At 74.0% G+C, this 21375-nt stretch carries 21 protein-coding genes; 11 read left to right on the top strand and 10 right to left on the bottom strand.

Going from position 1 to position 21375, the window contains the following annotated elements; all coding sequences use genetic code 11:
- Positions 1–73 precede the first annotated feature (73 nt).
- The gene (locus Vqi01_RS16095) at positions 74–2197 is read right to left on the bottom strand and encodes an ATP-binding SpoIIE family protein phosphatase (RefSeq protein ID WP_204035608.1); all 2124 of its coding nucleotides are present in this window, start codon (positions 2195–2197) and stop codon (positions 74–76) included.
- A gap of 189 nt (positions 2198–2386) precedes the next feature.
- On the opposite strand from Vqi01_RS16095, the gene Vqi01_RS16090 reads away from it, so the two are divergent.
- On the top strand, positions 2387–3223 hold the full coding sequence (locus Vqi01_RS16090; protein ID WP_204035607.1) for a mechanosensitive ion channel family protein: 837 nt from the start codon (positions 2387–2389) through the stop codon (positions 3221–3223).
- Between the two features lie 66 nt (positions 3224–3289).
- Here the strand turns inward: Vqi01_RS16090 and Vqi01_RS16085 are convergent, their stop codons facing one another.
- From Vqi01_RS16085 to Vqi01_RS16060, 6 genes are all read right to left on the bottom strand, one after another.
- On the bottom strand, positions 3290–3670 hold the full coding sequence (locus Vqi01_RS16085) for a DUF6401 family natural product biosynthesis protein (protein ID WP_204035606.1): 381 nt from the start codon (positions 3668–3670) through the stop codon (positions 3290–3292).
- Positions 3671–3804: 134 nt separating this feature from the next.
- A complete protein-coding gene (locus Vqi01_RS16080) occupies positions 3805–4017 on the bottom strand; it encodes a hypothetical protein (protein ID WP_204035605.1) in 213 nt (70 codons plus the stop codon).
- A gap of 111 nt (positions 4018–4128) precedes the next feature.
- Positions 4129–4386 carry a hypothetical protein gene (locus Vqi01_RS16075; protein WP_204035604.1) on the bottom strand — a complete coding sequence of 86 codons (258 nt, stop codon included), beginning with the start codon at positions 4384–4386 and terminating at the stop codon, positions 4129–4131.
- A 116-nt stretch (positions 4387–4502) separates the two neighbouring features.
- Entirely contained in the window at positions 4503–4964 is a 462-nt protein-coding gene (locus tag Vqi01_RS16070) for an SRPBCC family protein (RefSeq protein WP_204035603.1), read from the bottom strand.
- Between the two features lie 40 nt (positions 4965–5004).
- On the bottom strand, positions 5005–5421 hold the full coding sequence (locus Vqi01_RS16065) for a DUF2795 domain-containing protein (protein ID WP_204035602.1): 417 nt from the start codon (positions 5419–5421) through the stop codon (positions 5005–5007).
- A gap of 46 nt (positions 5422–5467) precedes the next feature.
- The gene (locus Vqi01_RS16060) at positions 5468–6445 is read right to left on the bottom strand and encodes a YihY/virulence factor BrkB family protein (protein WP_204035601.1); all 978 of its coding nucleotides are present in this window, start codon (positions 6443–6445) and stop codon (positions 5468–5470) included.
- 152 nt (positions 6446–6597) lie between these two features.
- On the opposite strand from Vqi01_RS16060, the gene Vqi01_RS16055 reads away from it, so the two are divergent.
- On the top strand, positions 6598–6999 hold the full coding sequence (locus Vqi01_RS16055) for a ChaB family protein (protein ID WP_204035600.1): 402 nt from the start codon (positions 6598–6600) through the stop codon (positions 6997–6999).
- 225 nt (positions 7000–7224) lie between these two features.
- Here the strand turns inward: Vqi01_RS16055 and Vqi01_RS16050 are convergent, their stop codons facing one another.
- Positions 7225–8658 (bottom strand): aldehyde dehydrogenase family protein, encoded by a 1434-nt coding sequence (locus Vqi01_RS16050; protein ID WP_204035599.1) that lies wholly within the window; start codon positions 8656–8658, stop codon positions 7225–7227.
- Between the two features lie 69 nt (positions 8659–8727).
- On the opposite strand from Vqi01_RS16050, the gene Vqi01_RS16045 reads away from it, so the two are divergent.
- Positions 8728–10341 carry a phytoene desaturase family protein gene (locus Vqi01_RS16045; protein WP_204035598.1) on the top strand — a complete coding sequence of 538 codons (1614 nt, stop codon included), beginning with the start codon at positions 8728–8730 and terminating at the stop codon, positions 10339–10341.
- A 7-nt stretch (positions 10342–10348) separates the two neighbouring features.
- On the opposite strand, the gene Vqi01_RS16040 is transcribed toward Vqi01_RS16045, so the two are convergent.
- Entirely contained in the window at positions 10349–11116 is a 768-nt protein-coding gene (locus tag Vqi01_RS16040; protein ID WP_204035597.1) for a polyprenol monophosphomannose synthase, read from the bottom strand.
- Positions 11117–11438: 322 nt separating this feature from the next.
- Here Vqi01_RS16040 and Vqi01_RS16035 point away from each other — a divergent pair, with 322 nt between their 5' ends.
- The 8 genes from Vqi01_RS16035 (at position 11439) to Vqi01_RS16000 (ending at position 20107) form a co-directional block, all read left to right on the top strand.
- Entirely contained in the window at positions 11439–13145 is a 1707-nt protein-coding gene (locus Vqi01_RS16035; protein WP_239098432.1) for an HAD-IIIA family hydrolase, read from the top strand.
- The gene (locus Vqi01_RS16030) at positions 13142–14113 is read left to right on the top strand and encodes a glycosyltransferase (protein WP_204035595.1); all 972 of its coding nucleotides are present in this window, start codon (positions 13142–13144) and stop codon (positions 14111–14113) included. Before Vqi01_RS16035 ends, Vqi01_RS16030 begins: the two co-directional genes overlap by 4 nt.
- A complete protein-coding gene (locus Vqi01_RS16025) occupies positions 14104–15321 on the top strand; it encodes a glycosyltransferase (RefSeq protein WP_204035594.1) in 1218 nt (405 codons plus the stop codon). The genes Vqi01_RS16030 and Vqi01_RS16025 overlap by 10 nt, the downstream gene beginning before the upstream one ends.
- Entirely contained in the window at positions 15318–15992 is a 675-nt protein-coding gene (locus tag Vqi01_RS16020; RefSeq protein ID WP_204035630.1) for a D-sedoheptulose-7-phosphate isomerase, read from the top strand. The genes Vqi01_RS16025 and Vqi01_RS16020 overlap by 4 nt, the downstream gene beginning before the upstream one ends.
- A 10-nt stretch (positions 15993–16002) precedes the next feature.
- The gene (locus Vqi01_RS16015; RefSeq protein WP_204035593.1) at positions 16003–17439 is read left to right on the top strand and encodes a PfkB family carbohydrate kinase; all 1437 of its coding nucleotides are present in this window, start codon (positions 16003–16005) and stop codon (positions 17437–17439) included.
- Positions 17440–17503: 64 nt separating this feature from the next.
- On the top strand, positions 17504–18190 hold the full coding sequence (locus Vqi01_RS16010; RefSeq protein WP_204035592.1) for an SDR family oxidoreductase: 687 nt from the start codon (positions 17504–17506) through the stop codon (positions 18188–18190).
- Positions 18187–19140 carry a glycosyltransferase family 9 protein gene (locus Vqi01_RS16005; RefSeq protein ID WP_204035591.1) on the top strand — a complete coding sequence of 318 codons (954 nt, stop codon included), beginning with the start codon at positions 18187–18189 and terminating at the stop codon, positions 19138–19140. The genes Vqi01_RS16010 and Vqi01_RS16005 overlap by 4 nt, the downstream gene beginning before the upstream one ends.
- Positions 19124–20107, top strand: coding sequence for a DNA topoisomerase IB (locus Vqi01_RS16000; RefSeq protein ID WP_204035629.1), 984 nt, complete (start codon positions 19124–19126; stop codon positions 20105–20107). Before Vqi01_RS16005 ends, Vqi01_RS16000 begins: the two co-directional genes overlap by 17 nt.
- 473 nt (positions 20108–20580) lie before the next feature.
- On the opposite strand, the gene Vqi01_RS15995 is transcribed toward Vqi01_RS16000, so the two are convergent.
- Positions 20581–21360, bottom strand: coding sequence for a TetR/AcrR family transcriptional regulator (locus tag Vqi01_RS15995; protein ID WP_204035590.1), 780 nt, complete (start codon positions 21358–21360; stop codon positions 20581–20583).
- Positions 21361–21375: the final 15 nt, after the last annotated feature.

Here is a 21375-nt window from a genome sequence, read left to right as displayed (position 1 = left end):
CCACGTTCCCGTCAAGGTACGGGTCGATTGCCAGGTTGTGAAGACCTTCCGGAAGTATCCGGGCCGCCGTCGCTCAGCGTGGTGGGAGCAGGATCTCGAACCAGACCGTCGAGCCGCGCACGGTGGGGTCGGTGCCCCAGGCGTCGCTCAGCTCCTCGATCAGGCCCAGGCCGCGACCGCGGCTGCTCAGCGTGTCGGTGTGGGTCCGGGTGACGGTGCCCCGGGAACCGGAGTCGGCCACCGAGACGAGCAGGCGCTCGGGACTGAGATCGATCTCCACGCGGGCCGCCGTGCCGGCGTGCAACAGGGCGTTCGTGGTCAGCTCGCTGGTGCACAGCACCGCCGCGCCGATCACCGACTCGGCCACCTCCCATCGGGTGAGCTGGGCGGTCATCCAGTGCCGGACCCGGCTCGGCGCGGTCGGCTCGGCCGGCACCTCCATCCGCGCCGACCGGCTCGGCCGCAGCGCGTACTCCACGGCCAGCAGGGCCACGTCGTCCTCGGTCGCGCCCGGTACCGCGGCCGTGGCCGTGGCGCACAACGCCCGGGGGTCGCCGCTGTGCGCCGTCGCCACCGCCTCCGCCAGGCGGGCCAGCCCCTGCGCCAGGCCCTGCCGCCGCCGCTCCACCACACCGTCGCTGAACAGCAGCAGCGTGTCGCCAGGTCGGAACGCGACGGTACGCGTCCGGGGACGGTAACCGATCCCGAGCGGTGCGCCGGGTGCCACGTCGAGGTATTCGGCGCTCGGCCGGCCGGACGGCGTACAGCGGCGCAGCAGCGGCCCCGGATGACCGGCGCTGGCCAGGGTGAGCTGTTGCCGGTCGACATCGATGACGCCGAACACCACGGTGACGAAGAGCTCGTGCGTGCCGGCCTCGGCACCCAGGCTGGCGACCAGGCGGTCCAGCCCGGCGAGAACCTGGTCGGGGCGGGGGTCGTTGAGCGCCAGGGCCCGCAGCGCGGCGCGGACCTGACCCATCCGGGCGGCGGCCTGCACGTCGTGCCCGGCGACGTCCCCGAGCACCACGCCCAGCTCGCCGGTGGGCAGTACGAAGGCGTCGTAGAAGTCCCCGCCCGCGGCGTTGCCGTCCACGCCGGGCTCGTAGCGCGCCGCGACCCGCAGCCGAGGCAGGACCGGCAGATTCTCCGGCAGCATGCTGCGCTGCAACAGCTGTGCGGTGCCGTGCTGGGTCTCGAAGCGGCGGGCTCGCTCGGTGGCCTGCCCGATCAGCTCGGCCGACGCCGCCAGCAGCGCGCGCTCCGGCGCCGACCAGGTGTGCGCGGTGCGGTAGCCGACGGTCAGGCCGCCCCGGACCACGGACGCCCGCAGCGGCACCGCCGCGAGGGCCCGGACCTTCTGGTCGTGCCGGTCGACGGCGATGTCCCGTAGGGGCTGGCCGTCCTCGATGAAGGTGGCCCGCCCGCTGCGGGCGCTGGCCACCGCCGGGGCCGGCCAGTCCGCCGCGCCGCGCCGCCACAACGGTGGAAGCCGCTCGTCGGCCTCGTCCACCAACTCGCCCCGGACCCGTCGAACCATCCGCCAGCCGCCGCTGCCGGCGTCGTCGACGGCGAGAGAGACCCGGTCGGCGTCGAACGAGGTGATCGCGTAGCGCAGCGCGACCCGGGCCACGTCGTCCAGGGTGAGGGTGCCGGACAGCGCCGCGGCGAAGTCGCTGAGCCCCTGCAACTGCCGGGTGGCGGGGTCGGTCTCGGCGACGACGGACAGCACGCCGGCGATCCGGCCCCGGCTGTCCCGGACAGCGGAACAGGCCCGGATGTAAAGCGCCTGATCGAATTCGCCGATGTCCCGCCGCAGCGGGAGGGAGACCGCGCGATCCAGGAAGGGCTCGCCCGTGTGGTAGGTGTGCTCGACGACGTCGCCGACGCCGGGGCTGCGCCAGACCTCCGCGAAGACCTCGGCGGCCGGCCGCCCGACCGCCTGCGGATGTTTGTCCCCGATCAGCTCGGCGTACGCGTCGTTGTAGAGCAGCAGCAGGTCCTCGCCGAGGTGCAGCGCCATCGGCGCGGGCGAGGCGAGCACGATCTCGACCGCCGCCCGGACGGCGGCGTCCCAGGACTCGGGCGGGCCGAGCACCGTGCCGGCCCACGGGCGCGGGTCGACGAGCGTGTCACCCGACGCCCGTGGGCCCGGGACGGGGCCTGCTGGCGTGGGGACTCGCCCGACCGTTCCTGGCATGACCGCAGCCTAACCCGACCCGTTCAGCCAACGATTCCGATCATGGTCGAAGCCGTCGAGATAGGGACAAAAAGCCAGTTCAGGGCCGTTCTGTTGGGTCCTGTCGAGAAAAAGTAGGCGATCGACGCGGCGTGCCGTCCCGGCGTTGGGGTAAGCGCGCGGGGCAGACCATGCGACAGGAGGGACATCATGCCGGAAACCCTTGCGGCCAGGCAGGTCAACATCGGTACCGCCGTGGCCGACATGTGGCGGTCGGTGCTGCTGTTCGTGCCCAGGGCCATCGCGTTCATCGCGATCCTGGTGATCGGGTGGCTCATCGCCAGAGCTGTGCTCAAGATCGTCGACGCGGCCCTGGAACGGGTGGGGTTCGACCGGGCGGTCGAACGGGGCGGCATCAAGCGGGCCCTGGAACGGACCAGGTACGACGCCAGCGACATCCTGGCGAGGCTGGCGTACTACGCGGTGCTGCTGTTCACGCTGCAGTTCGCGTTCGGAGTCTGGGGACCCAACGCCATCAGCAACCTGATCGCGGGCGTGGTGGCCTGGCTGCCGCGAGCCTTCGTGGCGATCGTCATCGTGGTGATCGCCTTCGCGATCGCCAACGCGGTACGGGACATCGTCAGCGGGGCACTGGGCGGCCTGTCGTACGGCAAGATCCTGGCCGACCTGGCGGCGGTCTTCGTCATCGCGCTGGGTGTGATCGCCGCGCTGAACCAGGTGGGTATCGCCACCACCGTGACCACACCGGTGCTGGTCGCGGTCCTCGCCACAGTGGCCGGCATCCTGATCGTCGGTGTCGGTGGCGGTCTGGTCCGACCGATGCAGCACCGCTGGGAAGGTTGGCTCAACCGGATCGCCGACGAGTCGCGTGCGGTCCGGGAACAGCAGCAGGGCGCCGCAGCCGGCCGGGGCGACATGCAACGGCAGATGGCCGACCGGGCCGGCGCCGAACCCAGCCAGGCGATGGCCGGTGGGCGCAGCACCCACCAGTCCGGGAACATGGGCGACCAGCCCCGTCGCCAGTGACGGCGTGGCCGGGCGCGCGCGACGCGGGACGGGTGTCCGCCACCGGCGGGCGCCCGTTCCCTGCCATCACAATGGGGGCGGCTGCGGCGCGGGTGCGTCCAGACCGGCGGCCAGCGCGCAGACCGCGAGCAGGCGCACCAGCACCCAGTCCGCCTCCGACCACTCCTCCACCGGGCCGGCGGGCGGCTGCCAGCCGTGTTCCTGCGCGACGGACCGGATTCCCTCGGCGTAGCCGGCGAGGGCCGCGGCGCTCAGGGGCCGCCGGTGGCCGTGCAGACTGTCCCGTACGGCCGCGGCGTGCTGGTCGATCGCGGCGCGTAGACCGGGCAGGCGGGTGGCGGCGGCGAGTCCGTCGAGGCCCACCGCGTTGGTGAGCGTCACCAGGGTGGACCGCGCCGAGTCGACGGCGGTGCGGGCGGAGACCCGGTTGGACGACGGCACGCGCATGGGGAGCAAATCTAGCCAACGACCACCGGCCGTGACCTCGGCCGCTCGGCCGGTCAGGGGTCCTCCACCGGTCGACGGCGGCTGACCGGCAGGATCGAGCCGGCACGGACCGGACAGCGCGCCCGGACCGGGGATCAGTCCGAGGAGCGGGCGTCGGCGGGGCGACGGCGAGCAGCGTCGTCGGCGATGATCACGGTGGCCACCATCAGGGCGACGCAGAGGCTGAACAGCCAGGAACTGTCCCCGACCAGCTTGGCGGAGACAGGGGCCTGGACGGCGGCGAGAAGGAAGCCGAGCCAGGCCAGGCGACGCTGACGCGTGGTGAGGAAGCCGGAGCCCTGATGCATTCCGAAAGTCTTGCGCGCGATGCCGCCGTTGCCGTCAGCCGAACGGCCGATTCTGGCCGACCTGTCCACAACAACACCCATTCGGGTACTGCACCACGCCCCGCCCGAACGTCAGAGCGTGTCGGGGCCGGTGCGGCCGGTGGTGGAGGGGCGGTACGCCCGATCCCGGTCGGTGGGCTCACGACCGGCGCCCCGCACCTCGCCGCCACGGTCGGCCGCCTCCGGGCCGTGCCCGAAGGCGGCCTCCTCGCCGGCGTCGTTGCCGGTCACGTCGTCGGCCTGCCCGTCGAGCGTGGACCGGGCGACGGCCCGTTCCAACTCCTCCAGCGGAAGCTGCTCCTCGTTACGCCACACCCTGTTGTCGCTCATACCATCGCCGTACCCCCACCCCCATGCCCCAAACCGCTGGGGCGTGGAGGCCGGCGGTGAGGATGTGTGGAGGCCGCCGACAGTTCGGCGGCGGCCTGCTGTGCATCGGGTGGGGATCAGGGGACGGGACGTTCGATCGTGCCGCGCCAGGCACCGGTCTCCTGGCCACGGCGCTCGATGAACTGCTTGAAGCGTTGCAGGTCACCCTTGGCCCGGCGATCGACCACGCCGAGCTTGTCGCCGGCCTGCTCGACGACGCCGTGCGGGTCGAACTCCAACTGGAGGCTCACCCGGCTGCTGTTCTCGTCCAACCGGTGGAAGGTCACCACTCCGGCGTGCGTGGTGCCGCCGGTCGAGCGCCAGGCGATCCGTTCGTCCGGCAACTGCTCGGTGATCTCGGCGTCGAACTCGCGCTTGACGCCGGCGATCTCGACCGTCCAGTGGGTCATCTTGTCGGAGAGCTGGCGAACCTCCTCCACGCCCTCCATGAATTGGGGGAACTCCTCGAACTGCGTCCACTGGTCGTACGCCGTCCGCACCGGGACGGCCACGTCGACATGTTCGGTAACGCCACTCATCAGCATTCCTTTCTGCGCCGGCGGACCCGGACGGCCCGCCTCACCAGCGCGTCGTCTCGTTCTTGTGGCCGAGCGCGGCCCACACCTCGGACACCGTCTGGTAGCGGGTGCCCTCCGGCAGGCGCTCCAACTCGGCGAGCACGTCGTCCGGCGCCTCGTTGTCCCGCGCGTTGGCGAGCAACGTGGCCCGGTCACCGGGCAGCGCGGTCATCGTGATGAACCGCCCGAGCCGGCTGCGTGCCTCGACATCCTCCGAGGTCATTCCCTGTGGGTTGCCGCTGCGCAGGTCGCCGGCCGGAGCGGTGGTGGGCTCCGGCTGGTCCTCACCGGCGGGTTCCGGCACCCGGAACTCGTCGACCCGTGAGCCGCCGGTCCCCGGCCCCTGCACGAGACCGCTGACCTCCTGGCTCATCTGCTCGTCGACCCTCGGTGCGTGCTTGCTGTTGCCGCGATCCATGCCTTCTGCGCTACCCGAGCCGGCGGGCGGTAAACCCGGCAAGCCGTCACGAACCGGCCGGTGAACGCGGCTTCAGCACCGGTTCCTCGGCGTCGGCCGCACCCGACTGGAGCAGCCGGCCACGCTGAAGTTCGGCGTTGATCTGCACGCCGAGCATCAGTGCGGAATTGGACAGGTAGAGCCAGACCAGGAAGGCGATGACGGCGCCCAGGCTGCCGTAGGTGGCGTCGTACGAGCCGAAGTTCGCCACGTACAGGCCGAAACCGAAGGAGCCGAGCGTCCAGGCGGCCAGGGCGACCGCCCCGCCGGGGGTGAGCCACCGGAACCGCGGCTGGCGGACGTTCGGCGCGGCCCAGAACAGCAGGGACAGCAACAGCATCGCGATCAACGCCAGGGCCGGCCACTTGGCCACGGCCCAGGCCGTACGCGCCGCGTCACCTGCTCCAACGAGGTTGCCGACCGCGTCGGCGACCGGGCCGCTGACGATCAGGCCGGCCGCCACCGTGGCGAGCAACACCAGCGACAGCGCCGCGAGGCCGATCTGGATCGGGCGCAGCCGCCACACCGGCCGCCCCTCCGTCACGCCGTAGATCGCGTTCGACGCGCGGGTGAACGAGGCGATGAAATTCGAGGCCGACCAGAGGGCGCCGAGCAGACCGAAGCTGAGCAGGACCCCGGCCGAGCTGTTCTGGTCCACCACCCTCCGGGTCACCCCGACGAAGCTCTCGTTCGCCACCACCGAGCCGGCACCGACGTCCCGAGCCAGGTCCAGCACCGTGTCGACGGTGCGTTCGCCGTCGGAGACCAGCCCGACCAGGGCGACCACCACGACGGCGGACGGGAAGAGCGCCAGCACTCCGTAGTAGGTGAGCGCGGCGGCCCAGTCGGTGCAGTTGTCCCGCAGATAGTTGCGCCCGCTGCGGACCAGCACACCCCGCCAGGTCCGCCAGCGCAACTGGCGGATGTCGGGCAGCGGCGACACCGGCGCGTCGGCGGTCGTGGTCTCGGGGTCGGTCGTCGTCATAGCGGTCTCCTGTCGTGCGGCCGGCGCCTGCGCCGCGCGCCGGTGTCGGCGCCGGTACCCGGCCCCGACCTCGGGCAAACCGGCCCAGAGGTTTGCCGGCGACGGCAGCGGGAACGCCACAGGGAATCGCTCGCACACGGAGGAGGTTCGAGATGCCCGGGCGCGAGGTACTACCCAGCACGCTGCGGCGCTCCCCGGAGAAGGCCCAGCGGACCTGGGAGAAGACGCACGATTCCGCGGTCGAGACGTACGGCGAGGGGGAGCGGGCGCACCGGACCGCGTTCGCCGCCGTCAAGCACAAGTTCGAGAAGGTGGGCGACCACTGGGAGCCCAAGGGCCGCACGGGGCCGAGTGATCCCCAGGCCGCGGGCGGCGGCCCGGAGCGGCGGGCGCCCACCGCCGGGGGTGTGGACGCGAACGCCCCCAAGGCGCACCTCATGGAGGTCGCCCGCGAGCTGGACGTGCGGGGACGATCGAGCATGTCCAAGCCGGAACTGGTCAAGGCCATCCAGAAGGCCAACGACCGGCAGACCCGCAAGGCCCGCGGCGACTGACTCGCCGTGGGCCGATGGGCCCCTGATCCGAGCGTACGGGTCGGATCAGGGGCCGACCGAAGGTCCCCGTCTCGCTGCCTTTGCTCTGCTTCAACTCACGCAATGGTTTCGGCCGGTTCTCGTTGCGTGCGGTGAAGCAGAGCAAAGGCGGTGCGGGGGTAGGTATCATCTGCGGCGCGGGGCCGGGTGCGCCCGTGTCGGGTGCCGTCCGGCCAGCGCGGTGCCTCACCAGTGCCCGCCGCCGGGCGCCTCGATGTGCACCGCCTTGACGGCGGTGAACTCGTCGAGCAGTTCCGGCCCGTAACCGAAGCCCTGACCGCTGCCGCGGCGCGGATGGGCGGCACCGGCCGGGGCGCCACCGAAGACCGCGTTGACCTTGACGGTGCCGGTCGGAAGTTCCCGCCAGGCCCGCTGGGCGTGGCTCATCGAACCGGTCAGCACGGTCGCGGCCAGCCCGTACGGCGAGTCGGCCGCGCATCGCAACGCCTCGCTGAACGAGTCGACCACCACCACCGGCGCGACCGGGCCGAAGGTCTCCTCCCGGACCAGCGCCATGTCGTGCCGGCAGTCGTCGACCACTGTGGCGGGATAGAAGGCGCCCGGACCGTCGATCAGTGTGCCGCCGACGCGGATCCGCGCCCCCTCGGCCACCGCTGCGGTGACCTGCCCGTGCACCCCGTCGCGGTGGCGCCGGTCGACCAGCGGGCCCATCTCGGTGCCCGGGTCCCGTCCGGGTCCGACCCGCAGCGCGGCGGCCCGGTCGACCAGCGCGGCCACGAAGTCCTCGGCGATGTCGCGGTGGACGTAGATGCGCTCCACCGCCACGCAGATCTGCCCCGCGTTGGCGAACGCGCCCTGGGCCGCCTGCGCGGCGGCCCAGACCGGGTCGACGTCGGCGTCCACGATCAGCGGGTCGCTGCCGCCGTTCTCCAGCAGCACCTTCGCGCCGGTCCCGGCGGCAGCGGTGGCGATCGCCCGGCCGGTGGCGGTGGAACCCACCTGCGCCACCACGTCCACCTCCGCGGCGGCGAGCACCGCACCGGTCTCCGGCCCGCCGGTCAGCAGCGACAGCACCCCCGCCGGCAGCGCGGAGTCGAGCGCGCGGGCCAGCAACCAGCCGGTCGCCGGGGTGCGCTCGCTCGGCTTGTGCACCACCACGTTCCCGGTGACCAGGGCCGCGCCGAGCAACCCGCACGAGACGGCGACCGGGTCGTTCCACGGGGTGATGACGGCGACCACGCCCCGCGGCTGCGGTGCCATGAAGTCGAGCGCGGCGGGATCGCCGTGCAGGGTGCGTCCGCCGCGGGCCGGGGCGAGTTCGGCGTACTGCCGCAGAGTCGCGATGCCGGCCTCGACGCCGCCGCGCGCGTCGGCGAGGGGCTTGCCCATCTCCGCGGTGGTGGCCCGGGCAAGCTCGTCGGCGGCCTCGGCGACCGCGTCGGCCGCCCGGTGCAGCGCGGCGGCGCGCTCGGCCACGGCGCTGCCCGCCCATTCCGCCGCCATCTCGCGGGCCGCCGCCACCGCCTTGCCCACCTCGTCGGGGGTCGCCATCGGCGCGCGGGTCACCGGGGCGCCGTCGGCCGGGTCGTGCACCACCAGTTCACCGGCCTCGCCGCCGGCCCCCCACACGCCACCCATGAGCTGCGCAACCGTGTACATGGGCGGTGGATGCCCCGACCCGCCGCAGACAAACGTTTCGCCCGGTCGCCGCTGGGGTAGCGTCCTTGAGTGATCTCACGGGGTTCTTCCGGTTCCGACCGGACCGACGCCGTGGTCGTGGGCGCCGGACACAACGGCCTCGTCGCCGCGAACCTGCTCGCCGACGCGGGCTGGGACGTGGTGGTGCTGGAGGCGACGGGAGTCCCGGGTGGCGCGGTGCGCTCCGCCGAGGTGACCGCGCCCGGCTACCTCAGCGACCTGTACAGCTCCTTCTATCCGCTCGGCTACGTCTCACCCGTGCTGCGCGGGCTGGAACTGGACCGCCACGGGCTCGCCTGGCGGCACGCCCCCGACGTGCTGGCCCACCTGTTCCCCGACGGTCGCGCGGCACTGCTCAACCGCGACCCGACGGTCACCGCGGCCTCGCTGGAGACGTTCGCGCCCGGTGACGGCCAGCGCTGGCTGGCCGCGTACGAACAGTGGCGGCAGATCGGCGAACCGCTGACCGAACTGATCACCACCCCGTTCCCGCCGGTGCGCGGCGGCCTGCGGCTGCTGCGTCGGCTGCGCGTCGGCGGCGGGCTGCGGCTGGCCCGGCGGATGGTGCTGCCGGTACGCCGCCTCGGCGCGGAACTGTTCGCCGGTGCGGGCGGACCGGCGCTGCTGGCCGGCTGCGCCCTGCACACCGACCTGTCGCCCGAGGAGGCCGGCTCCGGGCTGTACGGGTGGCTACTGGCCATGCTCGGCCAGCAGGTCGGTTGGCCGGTGCCGACCGGCGGGGCACAGCGGATCACCGATGCCCTGGTGGCGCGGCTGACCGAGCGGGGCGGCCGGATCCACTACGGCGCCCGGGTGGACCGGGTGCTGGTCGCCCGGGGCCGGGCGGTGGGCGTACGCACGGTCGGCGGAGGGCTGTGGCGGGCCCGCCGGGCGGTACTGGCCGACGTGCCGGCGCCCGCGCTCTACCTGGACCTGGTCGGCGCGGCGGCGCTGCCGCCCCGGCTGGTCGCCGACCTGGAGCACTTCCGCTGGGACGGCTCGACGGTGAAGGTCGACTGGGCGCTGTCCGCACCGGTGCCGTGGCGCAACCCGCGACTGGCCACCGTTGGCACCGTGCACCTCGGCGCGGATCTCGCCGGGCTCACCGACTACGCCGCCGCGCTGGCCCGTGGTGAGCTGCCCCGTGAGCCGTTCCTGCTGCTCGGGCAGATGTCGGTGGCCGATCCCAGCCACTCCCCGCCGGGCACCGAGTCGCTCTGGTCGTACACCCACCTACCGTTCCGTCGTGACTGGCGGGCCGAGGAGATCGCCGGGCACGTCGAGCGGATGGAGGCGGTGCTGGAGGCCGCCGCGCCCGGGTTCCGGAGCCTGATCGTGGGCCGGCACGTGGCCGGCCCGGCCGAGTTGGAACAGGAGAACCCCAGCCTGGTCGGCGGTGCTCTCGGTGGCGGCACCGCCGCGCCGTACCAACAGCTGTTCCTGCGCCCGATCCCCGGCCTGGGGCGGGCCGACACACCGGTGGACCGGCTCTTCCTGGCCAGCGCGTCGGCGCATCCGGGCGGCGGGGTGCACGGCGCGCCGGGAGCGAACGCGGCCCGGGCCGCGCTGGCCCGTGACCGGGCCCTCACCGGCGAGGTCTACCACCGGGCGGTGGCCGCCGCCCAGCACGTCATCTACCGCTGAGGCGGTCTCAGCGTTGGATGTTGCGGTGCCGGCTGCGGAGCTTGAACGGCATCAGCGCACTCTCGATCTTCGTGGCGGTGGTCATCTTCGAGGCGCCGTCACGCCGCTCCTCGAACCGGATCGGCACCTCGAGGATGGTGTGCCCCAGCTTGGTGGCGAGGTAGTGCATCTCGACCTGGAAGCTGTAGCCGTTGGACTGGACCCGCTCCAGCCCGATGTCGCGCAGCGCGTCGGCCCGCCAGATCTTGAAGCCGGCGGTCAGGTCCCGGATCCGCACCCGCAGCAGCGTGTGCACGTAGAGGTTCGCCCAGCCGCTGAGGGCCCGCCGGTACAGCGGCCAGTTCTCGTCCAACTCGCCACCGGGGACGTACCGTGAGCCGATGACCACCCCGGCCTGGGTGGAGAGCAGGGCGCCGAGCATGCCCGGCAGAGCCTCCGCCGGGTGGGACAGGTCGGCGTCCATCTGGGCCACGTACTCGGCGCCGCCGTCGAGTGCCCGGCTGATCCCGTCCACGTACGCGCGGCCGAGGCCCTCCTTGCCCGGCCGGTGCACCACCTCGATCCGCTCGGGATGCTCGATCGCGAGCTTGTCGGCGACCTCGCCGGTGCCGTCGGGGGAGTTGTCGTCGGCGACCAGCACCTTCAGGCCGGGCAGTGGAAGGGCGAGCAGCCGCTCGACCAGCACCGGCAGGTTGCCCGCCTCGTTGTAGGTCGGCACCACGACGGTCAGCCGCACGTCCCGCCACGGCGAGGGCAACTGGACGGGTTCGATCATGGGGACATCCTCGGTCGGCGGAAAGGGTCCCCCAGAGCGTAGCCAGTTGTCCCTTCCGGGGGGAAATGGCTCCCACTGCCCCGTCGTGGCGGCGTCGTCAGTGCGCCGTCTTCGCCCTACCCTCGCCCCGGTCTCGGCTAACCGCTCGGGCGGGTTAGCTTCTCCGGGGCCGTGGGTAAGGCCACCGCGGCGGCGTCCGTGGGGTGCCGACGCGCGGTCGACGCCCACCGCGCCGCGGCCGACGTTTACTCCCCTGGGCGCCGGGAACCCGCCGCCCGTGCGACAGGACCATGGGGAGCCGGATCAGCGCAGGTCAGCCGGGGTGCTGGCCGCTGCCGGCCAGGCCGGATCGGGGCCGGTCCTGTTCGACGCGGTCCTGCTGGACCGGGATGGCACCCTCATCGAGGACGTGCCGTACAACGGCGATCCGGACAAGGTCCGCCCCATGCCGGGGGCTCGCTCCGCCCTGGACCGGCTGAGGGCGGCCGGCTTCAAGCTCGCCGTGGTGACCAACCAGTCGGGGCTCGCCCGGGGCCTGTTCACCGAGCGGCAACTGGATCGGGTGCACCGCCGGATCGACGCTCTGCTCGGCCCGTTCGACTCCTGGCAGGTGTGCCCGCACGACGACGGGGATGGCTGTGCCTGCCGTAAGCCGGCGCCGGGGCTGGTGCACGCCGCCGCCAAGGCGCTGGGTACCGTGCCCGCCCGCTGCGTGCTGATCGGCGACATCGGACGCGATGTCACGGCCGCGCTGGCCGCCGGTGCCGCGGGCCTTCTGGTGCCGACGCCGGTGACCCGGGCCGAGGAGATCGCCGCCGCGCCCTGGGTGGCCGGCGACCTGCCGTCGGCGGTTGTGGAACTGCTGCGTCGCCGGGATGCGCTGCGACCGGCTTCGGCGCCGCCCGACAGGCTCCGGGCCCCCGCCGGGACCCGTGCCGGCGGAAAGCGGACAGTGCTGGTGGTGCGGTCGGACTCGACGGGAGACGTGTTGGTGACCGGGCCGGGCATCCGGGCGGTCGCGGCCGGGGCGGACCGGGTGGTGCTGCTCTGCGGCCCGCGCGGCCGGGCCGCCGCCGAACTGCTGCCCGGCGTCGACGAGGTGGTCGAGCACGCGCTGCCGTGGATCGACCCGATGCCCGGGCCGGTCGATCCGGCTCAGCTGGCGGCGCTGACCACCCGGCTCGCCGCCGTCGCCGCCGACGAGGCGGTCGTCTTCACCTCGTTCCACCAGTCGCCGCTGCCGTTGGCGCTGCTGCTGCGGATGGCCGGTATCGGACGGATCGCCGCGATCAGCGACGACTACCCGGGCAGCTTGCTGGACGTACGGCACCGGGTGCCGGCCGGAGTCCCCGAGGCCGAACGCGCCCTGTCGTTGGCTGCCGCCGCCGGCTACGCGCTGCCCGCCGGTGACGAGCCGTGCCTTCGATTGCGTCCGGTGCCGTCACCTCCGGCGCAGGCAGGTGATCCGGGGTACGTGGTGCTGCATCCCGGGTCGGCCGCGCCGGCCCGGGGCTGCCCGCCGGAGGTGGCCGAGCGGATCGCCCGGCGGTTGACCGCCGCCGGGCACCGCGTGGTCGTCACCGGTGGCCCGCAGGAGCGCGATCTCACCGCCCGGGTCGCCGGCCGGCACGCCGTGGACCTGGGCGGCGGTACCGGGCTGGCCGAGCTCTCCGCGGTGGTGGCCGCCGCCGCCGCGGTGGTGGTCGGCAACACCGGCCCGGCGCACCTGGCCGCCGCGCACGGCGTGCCGGTGGTCAGCCTCTTCGCTCCCACCGTCCCGTTCGGGCAGTGGGGACCGTGGCGGGTGCCGACGGTACGCCTGGGAGACGCCACGGCCGCCTGCCGCGACACCCGTGCCGCGCACTGCCCGGTGCCCGGCCACCCCTGCCTGGGCGGCGTCGAGCCGGACACGGTTCTCGACGCCCTGCGGCTGCTGGGCGTACCGCCGGCGCGTCGCCCGGCGGCCCTGCTCGGCACGGTGTCGCGGGCCGCGCCGCCGGTGCCCGCCAGCGGTGGGAGGAAACGATGAACATCCTCCTCTGGCACGTGCACGGCTCCTGGACCACCTCGTTCGTGCACGGCAAGCACCGCTACCTGGTGCCGGCCACCCCGGACCGGGGTCCGTACGGCCTCGGCCGCGCGCGCACCTACACCTGGCCGGAGAGCGCGGCCGAGATCAGCCCCGAGCAGCTGCGCAGCGCCGAGGTCGACGTGGTCATCCTGCAACGCCCCGAAGAGATCGACCTGGCGGCCGAGTGGCTCGGCCGCCGCCCGGGCCGGGACCTGCCGGCGATCTACGTGGAGCACAACACCCCGAAGGACGGCGACGTCCCGCACAGCCGCCACCCGATGGCCGACCGGGACGACCTGCTCATCGCCCACGTGACCGCGTTCAACGAACTTTTCTGGGACACCGGCTCGACCCGGACCACCGTCATCGACCACGGCATCGTGCCACCGGCCGTGGCCTACACCGGTGAGCTGGACCGGCTGGCTGTGGTGATCAACGAGCCGGTACGCCGGTGGCGGGTCACCGGCACCGATCTGCTGCCCCGGTTCGCCGAGATCGCCCCGCTGGACGTCTTCGGCCTGAAAGTGACCGGGCTGGCCGAACAGCTCGGGCTGCCCGCAGACCGGCTGATCAGCCATGACGACGTGCCGCAGCATCGGATGCACGCCGAGCTGGCCAGGCGGCGGGCGTACCTGCACCTGTGCCGGTGGACCTCGCTCGGGTTGAGCCTGATCGAGGCGATGAGCATCGGCATGCCGGTGGTGGCGCTGGCCACCACCGAGGCGGTGATGGCGGTCCCGCCCGATGCCGGTGCCCTGTCCACCCGGGTCGACGCCCTGCTGGCGGCCGCTGGGCGGCTCGTCGCCGAACCGGACCGGGCGCGGCGGGCGGGTGCACAGGCCCGCGCCGCCGCCCGCGAACGCTACGGCCTCGACCGTTTCCTCGCCGACTGGGACCGGCTCCTGGAGGAGGAAGTATGCGCATAGCGATGATCTCGGAGCACGCCAGCCCGCTCGCCATCCTCGGTGGAGAGGACGCCGGCGGCCAGAACACGCACGTCGCGGAACTCTCCGCCGCGCTCGCCGCCGCCGGGCACGACGTACGCGTCTACACCCGCCGCGACGCGGTCGACCTGCCGGTGACCGTACGCAGCCCGGACGGCTACGACGTGGTGCACGTGGCGGCCGGTCCCGCCGAGCCGGTCGCCAAGGATGCTCTGCTGCCGCACATGCCGCCGTTCAGCGCATGGCTGTTGGACCGCTGGCGGGGCGGGGACTGGGCACCCGAGGTGATCCACGCGCACTTCTGGATGAGCGGGCTGGCCGCGCTGGAGGCCAGCCGGCAGACCGGGATACCGGTGGTGCAGACGTACCACGCGCTGGGCACGGTCAAGCGTCGCCACCAGGGCGTGCAGGACACCAGCCCGGCCCGGCGAATCAGCTACGAGCTCCAGTTGGGCCGTACGGTCGACCGGGTGATCGCCCAGTGCCGCGACGAGGTCGGCGAGCTGGTCCGGATGGGGGTGTCCCGGTCCCGGATCACGGTCATCCCGTCCGGGGTCAATCTGGGCACCTTCGCCCCGCTCGGACCGGCCGCCGAACGGGAACCCGGACGGGCCCGGATCCTCACCGTCGGCCGGTTGGTCGAACGCAAGGGCTTTCAGACCGTGGTGCGGGCCATGACGCACGTACCCGACGCGGAGTGCGTGGTGGTGGGCGGCCCGCCGGCCGGCCTGCTGGAGACCGACCCGTACGCCCGTCGGCTGCGCGCCCTGGCCGGCAGCTGCGGCGTGGCCGACCGGGTCCGCCTGGTCGGCGCGGTGCCCCGCGAGGAGATGGGCCGCTGGTACCGCTCGGCGGACGTCCTGGTCGCCGCACCCTGGTACGAGCCGTTCGGTCTGACTCCGCTGGAGGCGATGGCGTGCGGGGTGCCCGTGGTGGCCACCGCCGTCGGCGGGCTGCGTGACACGGTGGTCGACGGCGTGACCGGGGATCTGGTGCCGGCCCGGGACCCGAGGGCGTTGGGCCAGGCGCTGCAGCGGCTGCTCGACGACCGGATCCGACGGTTCGCCTACGCGGGCGCGGCCCGCGCCCGGGCCCGGCAGCACTACTCCTGGACGGTCACCGCCGAGCGGCTCGCCGAGGTCTACGACGAGGTGGCCGCCGTGCACCGGCCGAGCCGAGTGGTGGCCTGATGCCGGCGCCGACCCTGCTGGAGGAGCACCTGGCGCAGCTGGCGGCGGCGCTGCCGCCGTACCGGCGGTGCGAGCCGCTGCTCGCCCGCTGGGGCGCCACGCTGGCGCGTCGGCTCACCGCCGGCGGCCGGCTGTTGGTGGCCGGCAACGGCGGCAGCGCCGCCGAGGCGCAGCACCTCACCGCCGAACTGGTCGGCAAGCTCCGCGACGACCGCCAGCCGCTGTCCGCCATCGCGCTGCACGCCGAGACCTCGGCGCTGACCGCGATCGGCAACGACTACGGCTACGACGAGGTCTTCGCCCGCCAGGTCCGCGCCCACGGCCGCCGCGACGACGTGCTGCTGCTGCTCTCCACCAGCGGCGGCAGCGGCAACCTGCTCGCCGCCGCGCGGGCGGGGCGGGATGTCGGGCTGCGCTGCTGGGCCCTCACCGGGCCGGCCCCGAATCCGCTCGCCGACGCCTGCCACGAGGTGCTGGCCGTGGAGTCACCGGACAGCCAGGTCGTCCAGGAGCTGCACCTGGTCTCCAGTCACCTGCTCTGCGAGTACGTCGAACAGGCGCTGCCGGAGAACCTCGAATCGACGGTCCCGGCCGCGCCGGCCGCTGGACCGGTGCGGGCCGGGGTCGAGGTGGTGCTGGACGGTGGCGCCAGCCGACCGGTCGAGGCGTGAGGAGGAAGGCGTGACGGGACCCGTGGTGGTGGTTGGCGACACCCTGCTCGACCGGGACGTCGAGGGCATGGTCAACCGGCTCTGCCCCGACTCGCCGGCACCGGTGCTCGACGAGATGGCGCACGTCGACCGGCCCGGCGGCGCCGGACTCGCCGCCATCTTCGCCGCGCAGCACGGCGTCGAGGTGGTGCTGGTCACCGCGCTGGCCGACGACGCGGGCGGAGCCCGGCTGGGCGTGCTGCTGGCCGCCGCGGGGGTGCAGGTGTATCCGTTGCCGCTGGCCGGGGCCACTCCGGAGAAGATCCGGCTGCGGGCCGGGGGCCGGGTGCTGCTGCGGCACGACCGGGGCGGTGGCGCCAGCGAGCCCGGGGAGCCCGCCGAGGCGGTGCTGCGGATCATCGAGCAGGCGTCGGTGCTGCTGGTCAGCGACTACGGCCGGGGGGTGGCACGCCAGCCGGCGCTGCGGGTGGCCATGGCGGCGACCCGGGCCCCACTGGTCTGGGATCCGCATCCGCGCGGGCCGGCGGCGGTGCCGGGAGTGCACCTGGTCACCCCGAACGAGGCGGAGGTGCGGGAGTTGGTGGAGGTGCCGGCCGCCGCCACCCGGCTGGCCACGGCCACCGAGTGCGCCGAGCGGCTTCGGCGGCGATGGCGGGCGGGTGCGGTCGCGGTGACGCTGGGCGCCGACGGCGCGCTGCTCAGCCACGCCGGATCGACCCCGCTGATGGTGCCTGCCCCGTTCGCCGCCGACGGGGACACCTGCGGTGCCGGGGACCGCTTCGCCGCCACCGCGGGGCTCGCTCTGGCCCGTGGGGCGGTGGTCTCCGAGGCGGTGCAGGAGGCGGTGGCCGACGCCTCCGCGTACGTGGCGGACGGGGGGGTGGCGAGCGCTTTGCCGCCGGCCGTGCGCCGGGTGCCGCACGCGGTGCATGCCGCGGTGGCCGGTGACCGGGTCGGGGTGTCCGCGGCCGCCTCCGTGGTGGCCCGGGTCCGGGCCGCCGGCGGGACGGTGGTCGCCACCGGTGGTTGTTTCGACCTGCTGCACGCCGGTCACGTGGCGACTCTGCAGGCCGCCCGGCAACTCGGTGACTGCCTGGTGGTGTGCCTCAACTCCGACGCCAGTGTCAGCGGCCTGAAGGGCCCGGACCGCCCGGTCATGCGGCAGGACGACCGGAGCCGATTGCTGGCCGCGCTGAGCTGCGTCGACGCGGTCATGATCTTCGACGAGCCGACGCCGGCGGCGGCGCTGTCCTGGCTACGGCCGGACATCTGGGTCAAGGGCGGGGACTACGCCACCGGCGGCGGTGACGGTGACGCCCTGCCCGAGGCGGAGATCCTGCGCCGCTGGGGCGGGCACACCGTGGTGGTGCCGTACCTGGACGGGCGCTCCACCAGCCAGATGATCGCCGCGACGGCCGGCCGGCGGAACGCGCAGGTGGCCCGATGAGCGCGCAGCGGTGTGTGGATCGCCCTGGCCGGGCGGCGGTGCCGCGGCGCGGCGGAGAGCCGGCGTGAGCGGCGCGCGGACCGTGCTGGTCACCGGCGGGTCCAGCGGCCTGGGCGCGGCGGTGGTCGCCGCGGTGGCCGGTACCGGCGGCCGGCCGCTGGTGCTGGACCGGCGGCCACCGGCCGACGGGGTGCCGTGGATCGAGTGTGATCTGGCCGACACCCGGGGCGCGGAGGAGGCCACCCGGCGGCTCGTCGAGCGGGTCGGCGGGCTGGACGCCGTGGTCACGGCGGCCGGCATCGACGTGCCCGGGCGGCTCGCCGACGTGCCCGGCGAGACGTGGGACCGCATCGTCGCGGTGGACCTGCTCGCCACCGCGGCGGTGATCCGGGCCGCCCTGCCGTTCCTGGAGGCGTCCCGGGGCAGCGTCGTCACGGTGGCCTCCACGCTGGGCTTGAAGGCGGTCAGCGACGCGACGGCCTACTGCGCGGCCAAGTTCGGGGTGGTCGGGTTCACCCGGGCGCTCGCTGCCGAACTGGCCGGCCGGGTGGGCGTCACCCTGCTGGTGCCGGGCGGGATGCGTACCGGCTTCTTCGACGACCGCGATGCCCGGTACCGCCCGGGGCCGGACGCTGTCCTCAACGACCCGGCGGACACCGCCGCCGCGGTGCTGTTCGCGCTCTCCCAGCCCGCTGGCTGCGCGGTACGGGAACTGGTGGTCTGCGCCGAGGAGGAGACTTCGTACCCGTGATCCTGGCCCTGCGTGCCCTGGGCGTCGGTGACCTCGCCACCGCGGTCCCGGCGCTGCGGGCGCTGCGGGTGGCCTACCCCGGGCGGGAACTGGTGCTCGCCACGCCGGCCTGGCTGGGGCCGCTGGTCGAGCTGGTCGGCGGCGTGGACCGGCTGCTGCCGACCGAAGGGCTGGACCGGCTGGAGCGCCTCGCCGGCCCGGTCGAGGTCGCGGTCAACCTGCACGGCCGGGGACCGGACTCGCACCGGCTGCTCGCCGCCACCCGGCCCGGCCGGCTGCTCGCCTTCGCCAACGCCGATGTCGGGCACGTCGACGGGCCGCCGTGGGACGACGACGAGCACGAGGTGGCGCGCTGGTGCCGGCTGCTGGCGGCGTACGGCATTCCGGCCGATCCGACCGACCTGGACCTGCGCCGCCCGGAGCCCGGTGACGTGCCCACCGGCGTCACCGTGCTGCATCCCGGCTCCAAGATCGTTGCAAAGCGGTGGCCGGCCGTCCGCTACGCGGCCCTGGCCGGGGAGTTGACGGCCCGGGGGCACCGGGTGGTGCTGACCGGCAGCGCGGGGGAGCGGGAGATCGGCGCGCGGGTCGCCGCCGACGCCGGGCTGCCGCCCGACGCGGTGCTGGCCGGGCGGACCGACCTCGGCCGGTTGGCCGCCCTGGTCGCGGGTGCCCGTTTGGTGATCAGCGGGGACACCGGGGTGGCGCATCTGGCCACCGGCTACCGGGTCGCCTCGGTGGTGCTGTTCGGTCCGGTACCGCCGAGCCGATGGGGGCCGCCGCCGGAGCGCCGGCGTCACCGGGTGCTCTGGGCAGGGCCGGGGGTATGGCCGGGCTGGGACGGGGTAGGTAGCCATCCGGCGATGGCCGCCCTCGCCGTCGACGAGGTGCTGGCGGCCGTGGACGAGGTGGAACGGGTGGTGCGTGCCGACCGTGCGGTTGCGGCGTAGCGATCCGGGCCGGCCGGGGTACGCGCGGCGCCGGCGCGGTTCGGGCTGGTCATTTCTGGACCAGCGCGGCGAGCCGGTACGCGATCCTGACGAGCTGGCCCGGTTGCGGGCGCTGGTCATTCCGCCCGCGTGGCGCGAGGTCTGGATCTCGCCGTACCCCAACGGGCACATCCAGGCCACCGGGATCGACGTCGCGGGCCGCAAGCAGTACCTCTACCACCCCGTCTGGCGGCAACGGCAGGACGAGGCGAAGTTCGATCACGTGTTGGAGGTGGCTCGCCGGCTGCCGGCGCTGCGGGAACGGGTCGATCACGACCTGGCCGGGCGGGGACTCCGCCGGGCGCGGGTGCTGGCGACGGTGACCCGACTGCTGGACACCGGCATCTTCCGGGTCGGCAGCGACCAGTACGCGGTGGGCGACGACCCGACGTTCGGGGTGGCCACGCTGCGCCCCGAGCACGCCCGGTCCCGGCGCGGCTGCGTGGTCTTCGAGTTCCCGGCCAAGGGCGGCATCGAGCAGGTGCGGCTGGTCGACGACCCCGAGCTGTGCCGGGTGCTGATCGACCTGCGCCGCCGGCGGCGAGCCGCGGAGCGCCTGTTCGGTTACTGGGACGGGCGTGATTGGCGGGACGTGCGCGCCGACGAGGTCAACGACTATCTGCGTACGGCCAGCGGTGGGGAGATGACCGCGAAGGATTTCCGCACCTGGCACGCGACGGTGCGGGCGGCCACCGAACTGGCCGCGCTCACCGTGGCGCGGTCGGTGGCGGCGCGGCGGCGGGCGGTGGCGGGGGTGATGCGGGAGGTGGCGGAGCTGCTGGGCAACACCCCGACGGTGGCGCGTACGTCCTACGTGGACCCACGGGTGGTGGATCTGTTCCACGACGGGGTGGTGGCGCCAATCACCCCGGACACGCCCCGGGAGCAGGCCGAGCGGGCGGTGCTGACCCTGCTGGAGCGGGCCTGAGCCACGCGACGTGTCCGGGTCGCTCCGGCCGGGAGTCGGCGCCGGTACGATCGGTGCCGACACGCCGGCCAGGAATACTGCCCGAAGGTCAGTAGGGCCGGATTCAGCTGCTGTCGAGCTGAGCCGCGCACGCTATCGCAGGCCCTGTTCCGCGTCTGCGCCCGGCGGCCTGATCGCCCGACCCAGGCGCTTGATCATCGCCGTTTCGCCGTGATGGTGGTGCCCCGACCCCTTGGGCTCAAGTGGTGGGTGCACCGGGGCGACCGAGGCGCCTGAGGTCGCCTGCGAGGGGCTGAACGGTCGCGCATCCGGGGTACTTCGGCGCACGTCCCTCGTCATAGGAGACCGTGACCAGGGTGATCCCCCTCAATTGAGCCGCAGGACGCCGCAACTCGTGGTCTGCGCACGAGATGCCGCATCCCGCGCCGCCCACCCGTGAGCTGCCGAGGTCGGCCGGGCGCGGCAGCGCGGCCTCACGGCTGCGTCTGGCCTGCGGCGCGGGCCCGGATCAGCGCCTCGATGCCGTCGAGGATCCGGTCGAGCCCGAACCGCCACTCCGCCTCGTCGGTCTCCTCGTCCTCGCCCATCTCGGCCATCAGTTCGTGGATGGCCGGGTACGGGCCGGTTGCGGTGAGCACGCCCAGTTGCTGCCAGTAGCGCTGACTCGCCTCGTCCGGCGTCAGCCCGGTCCGGGCGGCGGCCTCGGCGGCGTCGCCGGTGGTCGTGGCCCAGCTGCGCGCGTACCCGCTGACCAGCAGGATGGTGGAGATCCGCTCGGTGGCGCGCAGTCCGGTGCCGCGCAGCGCGAGGAAGCCGTACTCCATCCAGCGCACCGCGTTCGGGTTGATCGGTGGGCCGCCGATCGGCACGTGCCGGATCCACGGTTGGCGGCGGAGCGCGGCGAGGTTCCCCTCGGCCCAGCGGACCAGCGCCGGCCGCCAGCCCTCGCCGGGGGCGCGCGGTGGGGGTGGTGGCCCGTACGCGGTGTCGGCCATGAGGTCGAGCAGATCGTGCTTGGTCGGTACGTACCGGTAGAGGGACATGGTGCCGACGCCCAACTCGCTGGCGACCCGGCTCATCGACACGGCGGAGAGCCCGTCGGCCTGGGCCACTCGGATGCCGGTGGCGACCACCTGCTCCAGGCTGAGGCTGCGCTTCGGGCCCCGGGACGGGCGGTCGCGCAGCCCCCAGGCGAGCGCCACGTTCTCGGGCAGCTCGAAGCCGTTCGGCAGGTCGCCGTCGGGGTCGCCCACTTCGCCTCCCAGGGC

This window comes from Micromonospora qiuiae (assembly GCF_016863555.1).
Classification (GTDB): domain Bacteria; phylum Actinomycetota; class Actinomycetes; order Mycobacteriales; family Micromonosporaceae; genus Micromonospora; species Micromonospora qiuiae.
This window is presented reverse-complemented; position numbering and strand designations above follow the sequence as displayed.

Bases quoted from the DNA above. Each gene is read 5' to 3' on its own strand.
- Vqi01_RS16075 (WP_204035604.1), bottom strand. From the start codon at position 4,386: ATGAGCGACAACAGGGTGTGGCGTAACGAGGAGCAGCTTCCGCTGGAG.
- Vqi01_RS16025 (WP_204035594.1), top strand. From the start codon at position 14,104: ATGCGCATAGCGATGATCTCGGAGCACGCCAGCCCGCTCGCCATCCTC.
- Vqi01_RS16090 (WP_204035607.1), top strand. From the start codon at position 2,387: ATGCCGGAAACCCTTGCGGCCAGGCAGGTCAACATCGGTACCGCCGTG.
- Vqi01_RS16095 (WP_204035608.1), bottom strand. From the start codon at position 2,197: ATGCCAGGAACGGTCGGGCGAGTCCCCACGCCAGCAGGCCCCGTCCCG.
- Vqi01_RS16070 (WP_204035603.1), bottom strand. From the start codon at position 4,964: ATGAGTGGCGTTACCGAACATGTCGACGTGGCCGTCCCGGTGCGGACG.
- Vqi01_RS16030 (WP_204035595.1), top strand. From the start codon at position 13,142: ATGAACATCCTCCTCTGGCACGTGCACGGCTCCTGGACCACCTCGTTC.
- Vqi01_RS16055 (WP_204035600.1), top strand. From the start codon at position 6,598: ATGCCCGGGCGCGAGGTACTACCCAGCACGCTGCGGCGCTCCCCGGAG.
- Vqi01_RS16085 (WP_204035606.1), bottom strand. From the start codon at position 3,670: ATGCGCGTGCCGTCGTCCAACCGGGTCTCCGCCCGCACCGCCGTCGAC.
- Vqi01_RS16065 (WP_204035602.1), bottom strand. From the start codon at position 5,421: ATGGATCGCGGCAACAGCAAGCACGCACCGAGGGTCGACGAGCAGATG.
- Vqi01_RS16050 (WP_204035599.1), bottom strand. From the start codon at position 8,658: ATGTACACGGTTGCGCAGCTCATGGGTGGCGTGTGGGGGGCCGGCGGC.
- Vqi01_RS16040 (WP_204035597.1), bottom strand. From the start codon at position 11,116: ATGATCGAACCCGTCCAGTTGCCCTCGCCGTGGCGGGACGTGCGGCTG.
- Vqi01_RS16080 (WP_204035605.1), bottom strand. From the start codon at position 4,017: ATGCATCAGGGCTCCGGCTTCCTCACCACGCGTCAGCGTCGCCTGGCC.
- Vqi01_RS16060 (WP_204035601.1), bottom strand. From the start codon at position 6,445: ATGACGACGACCGACCCCGAGACCACGACCGCCGACGCGCCGGTGTCG.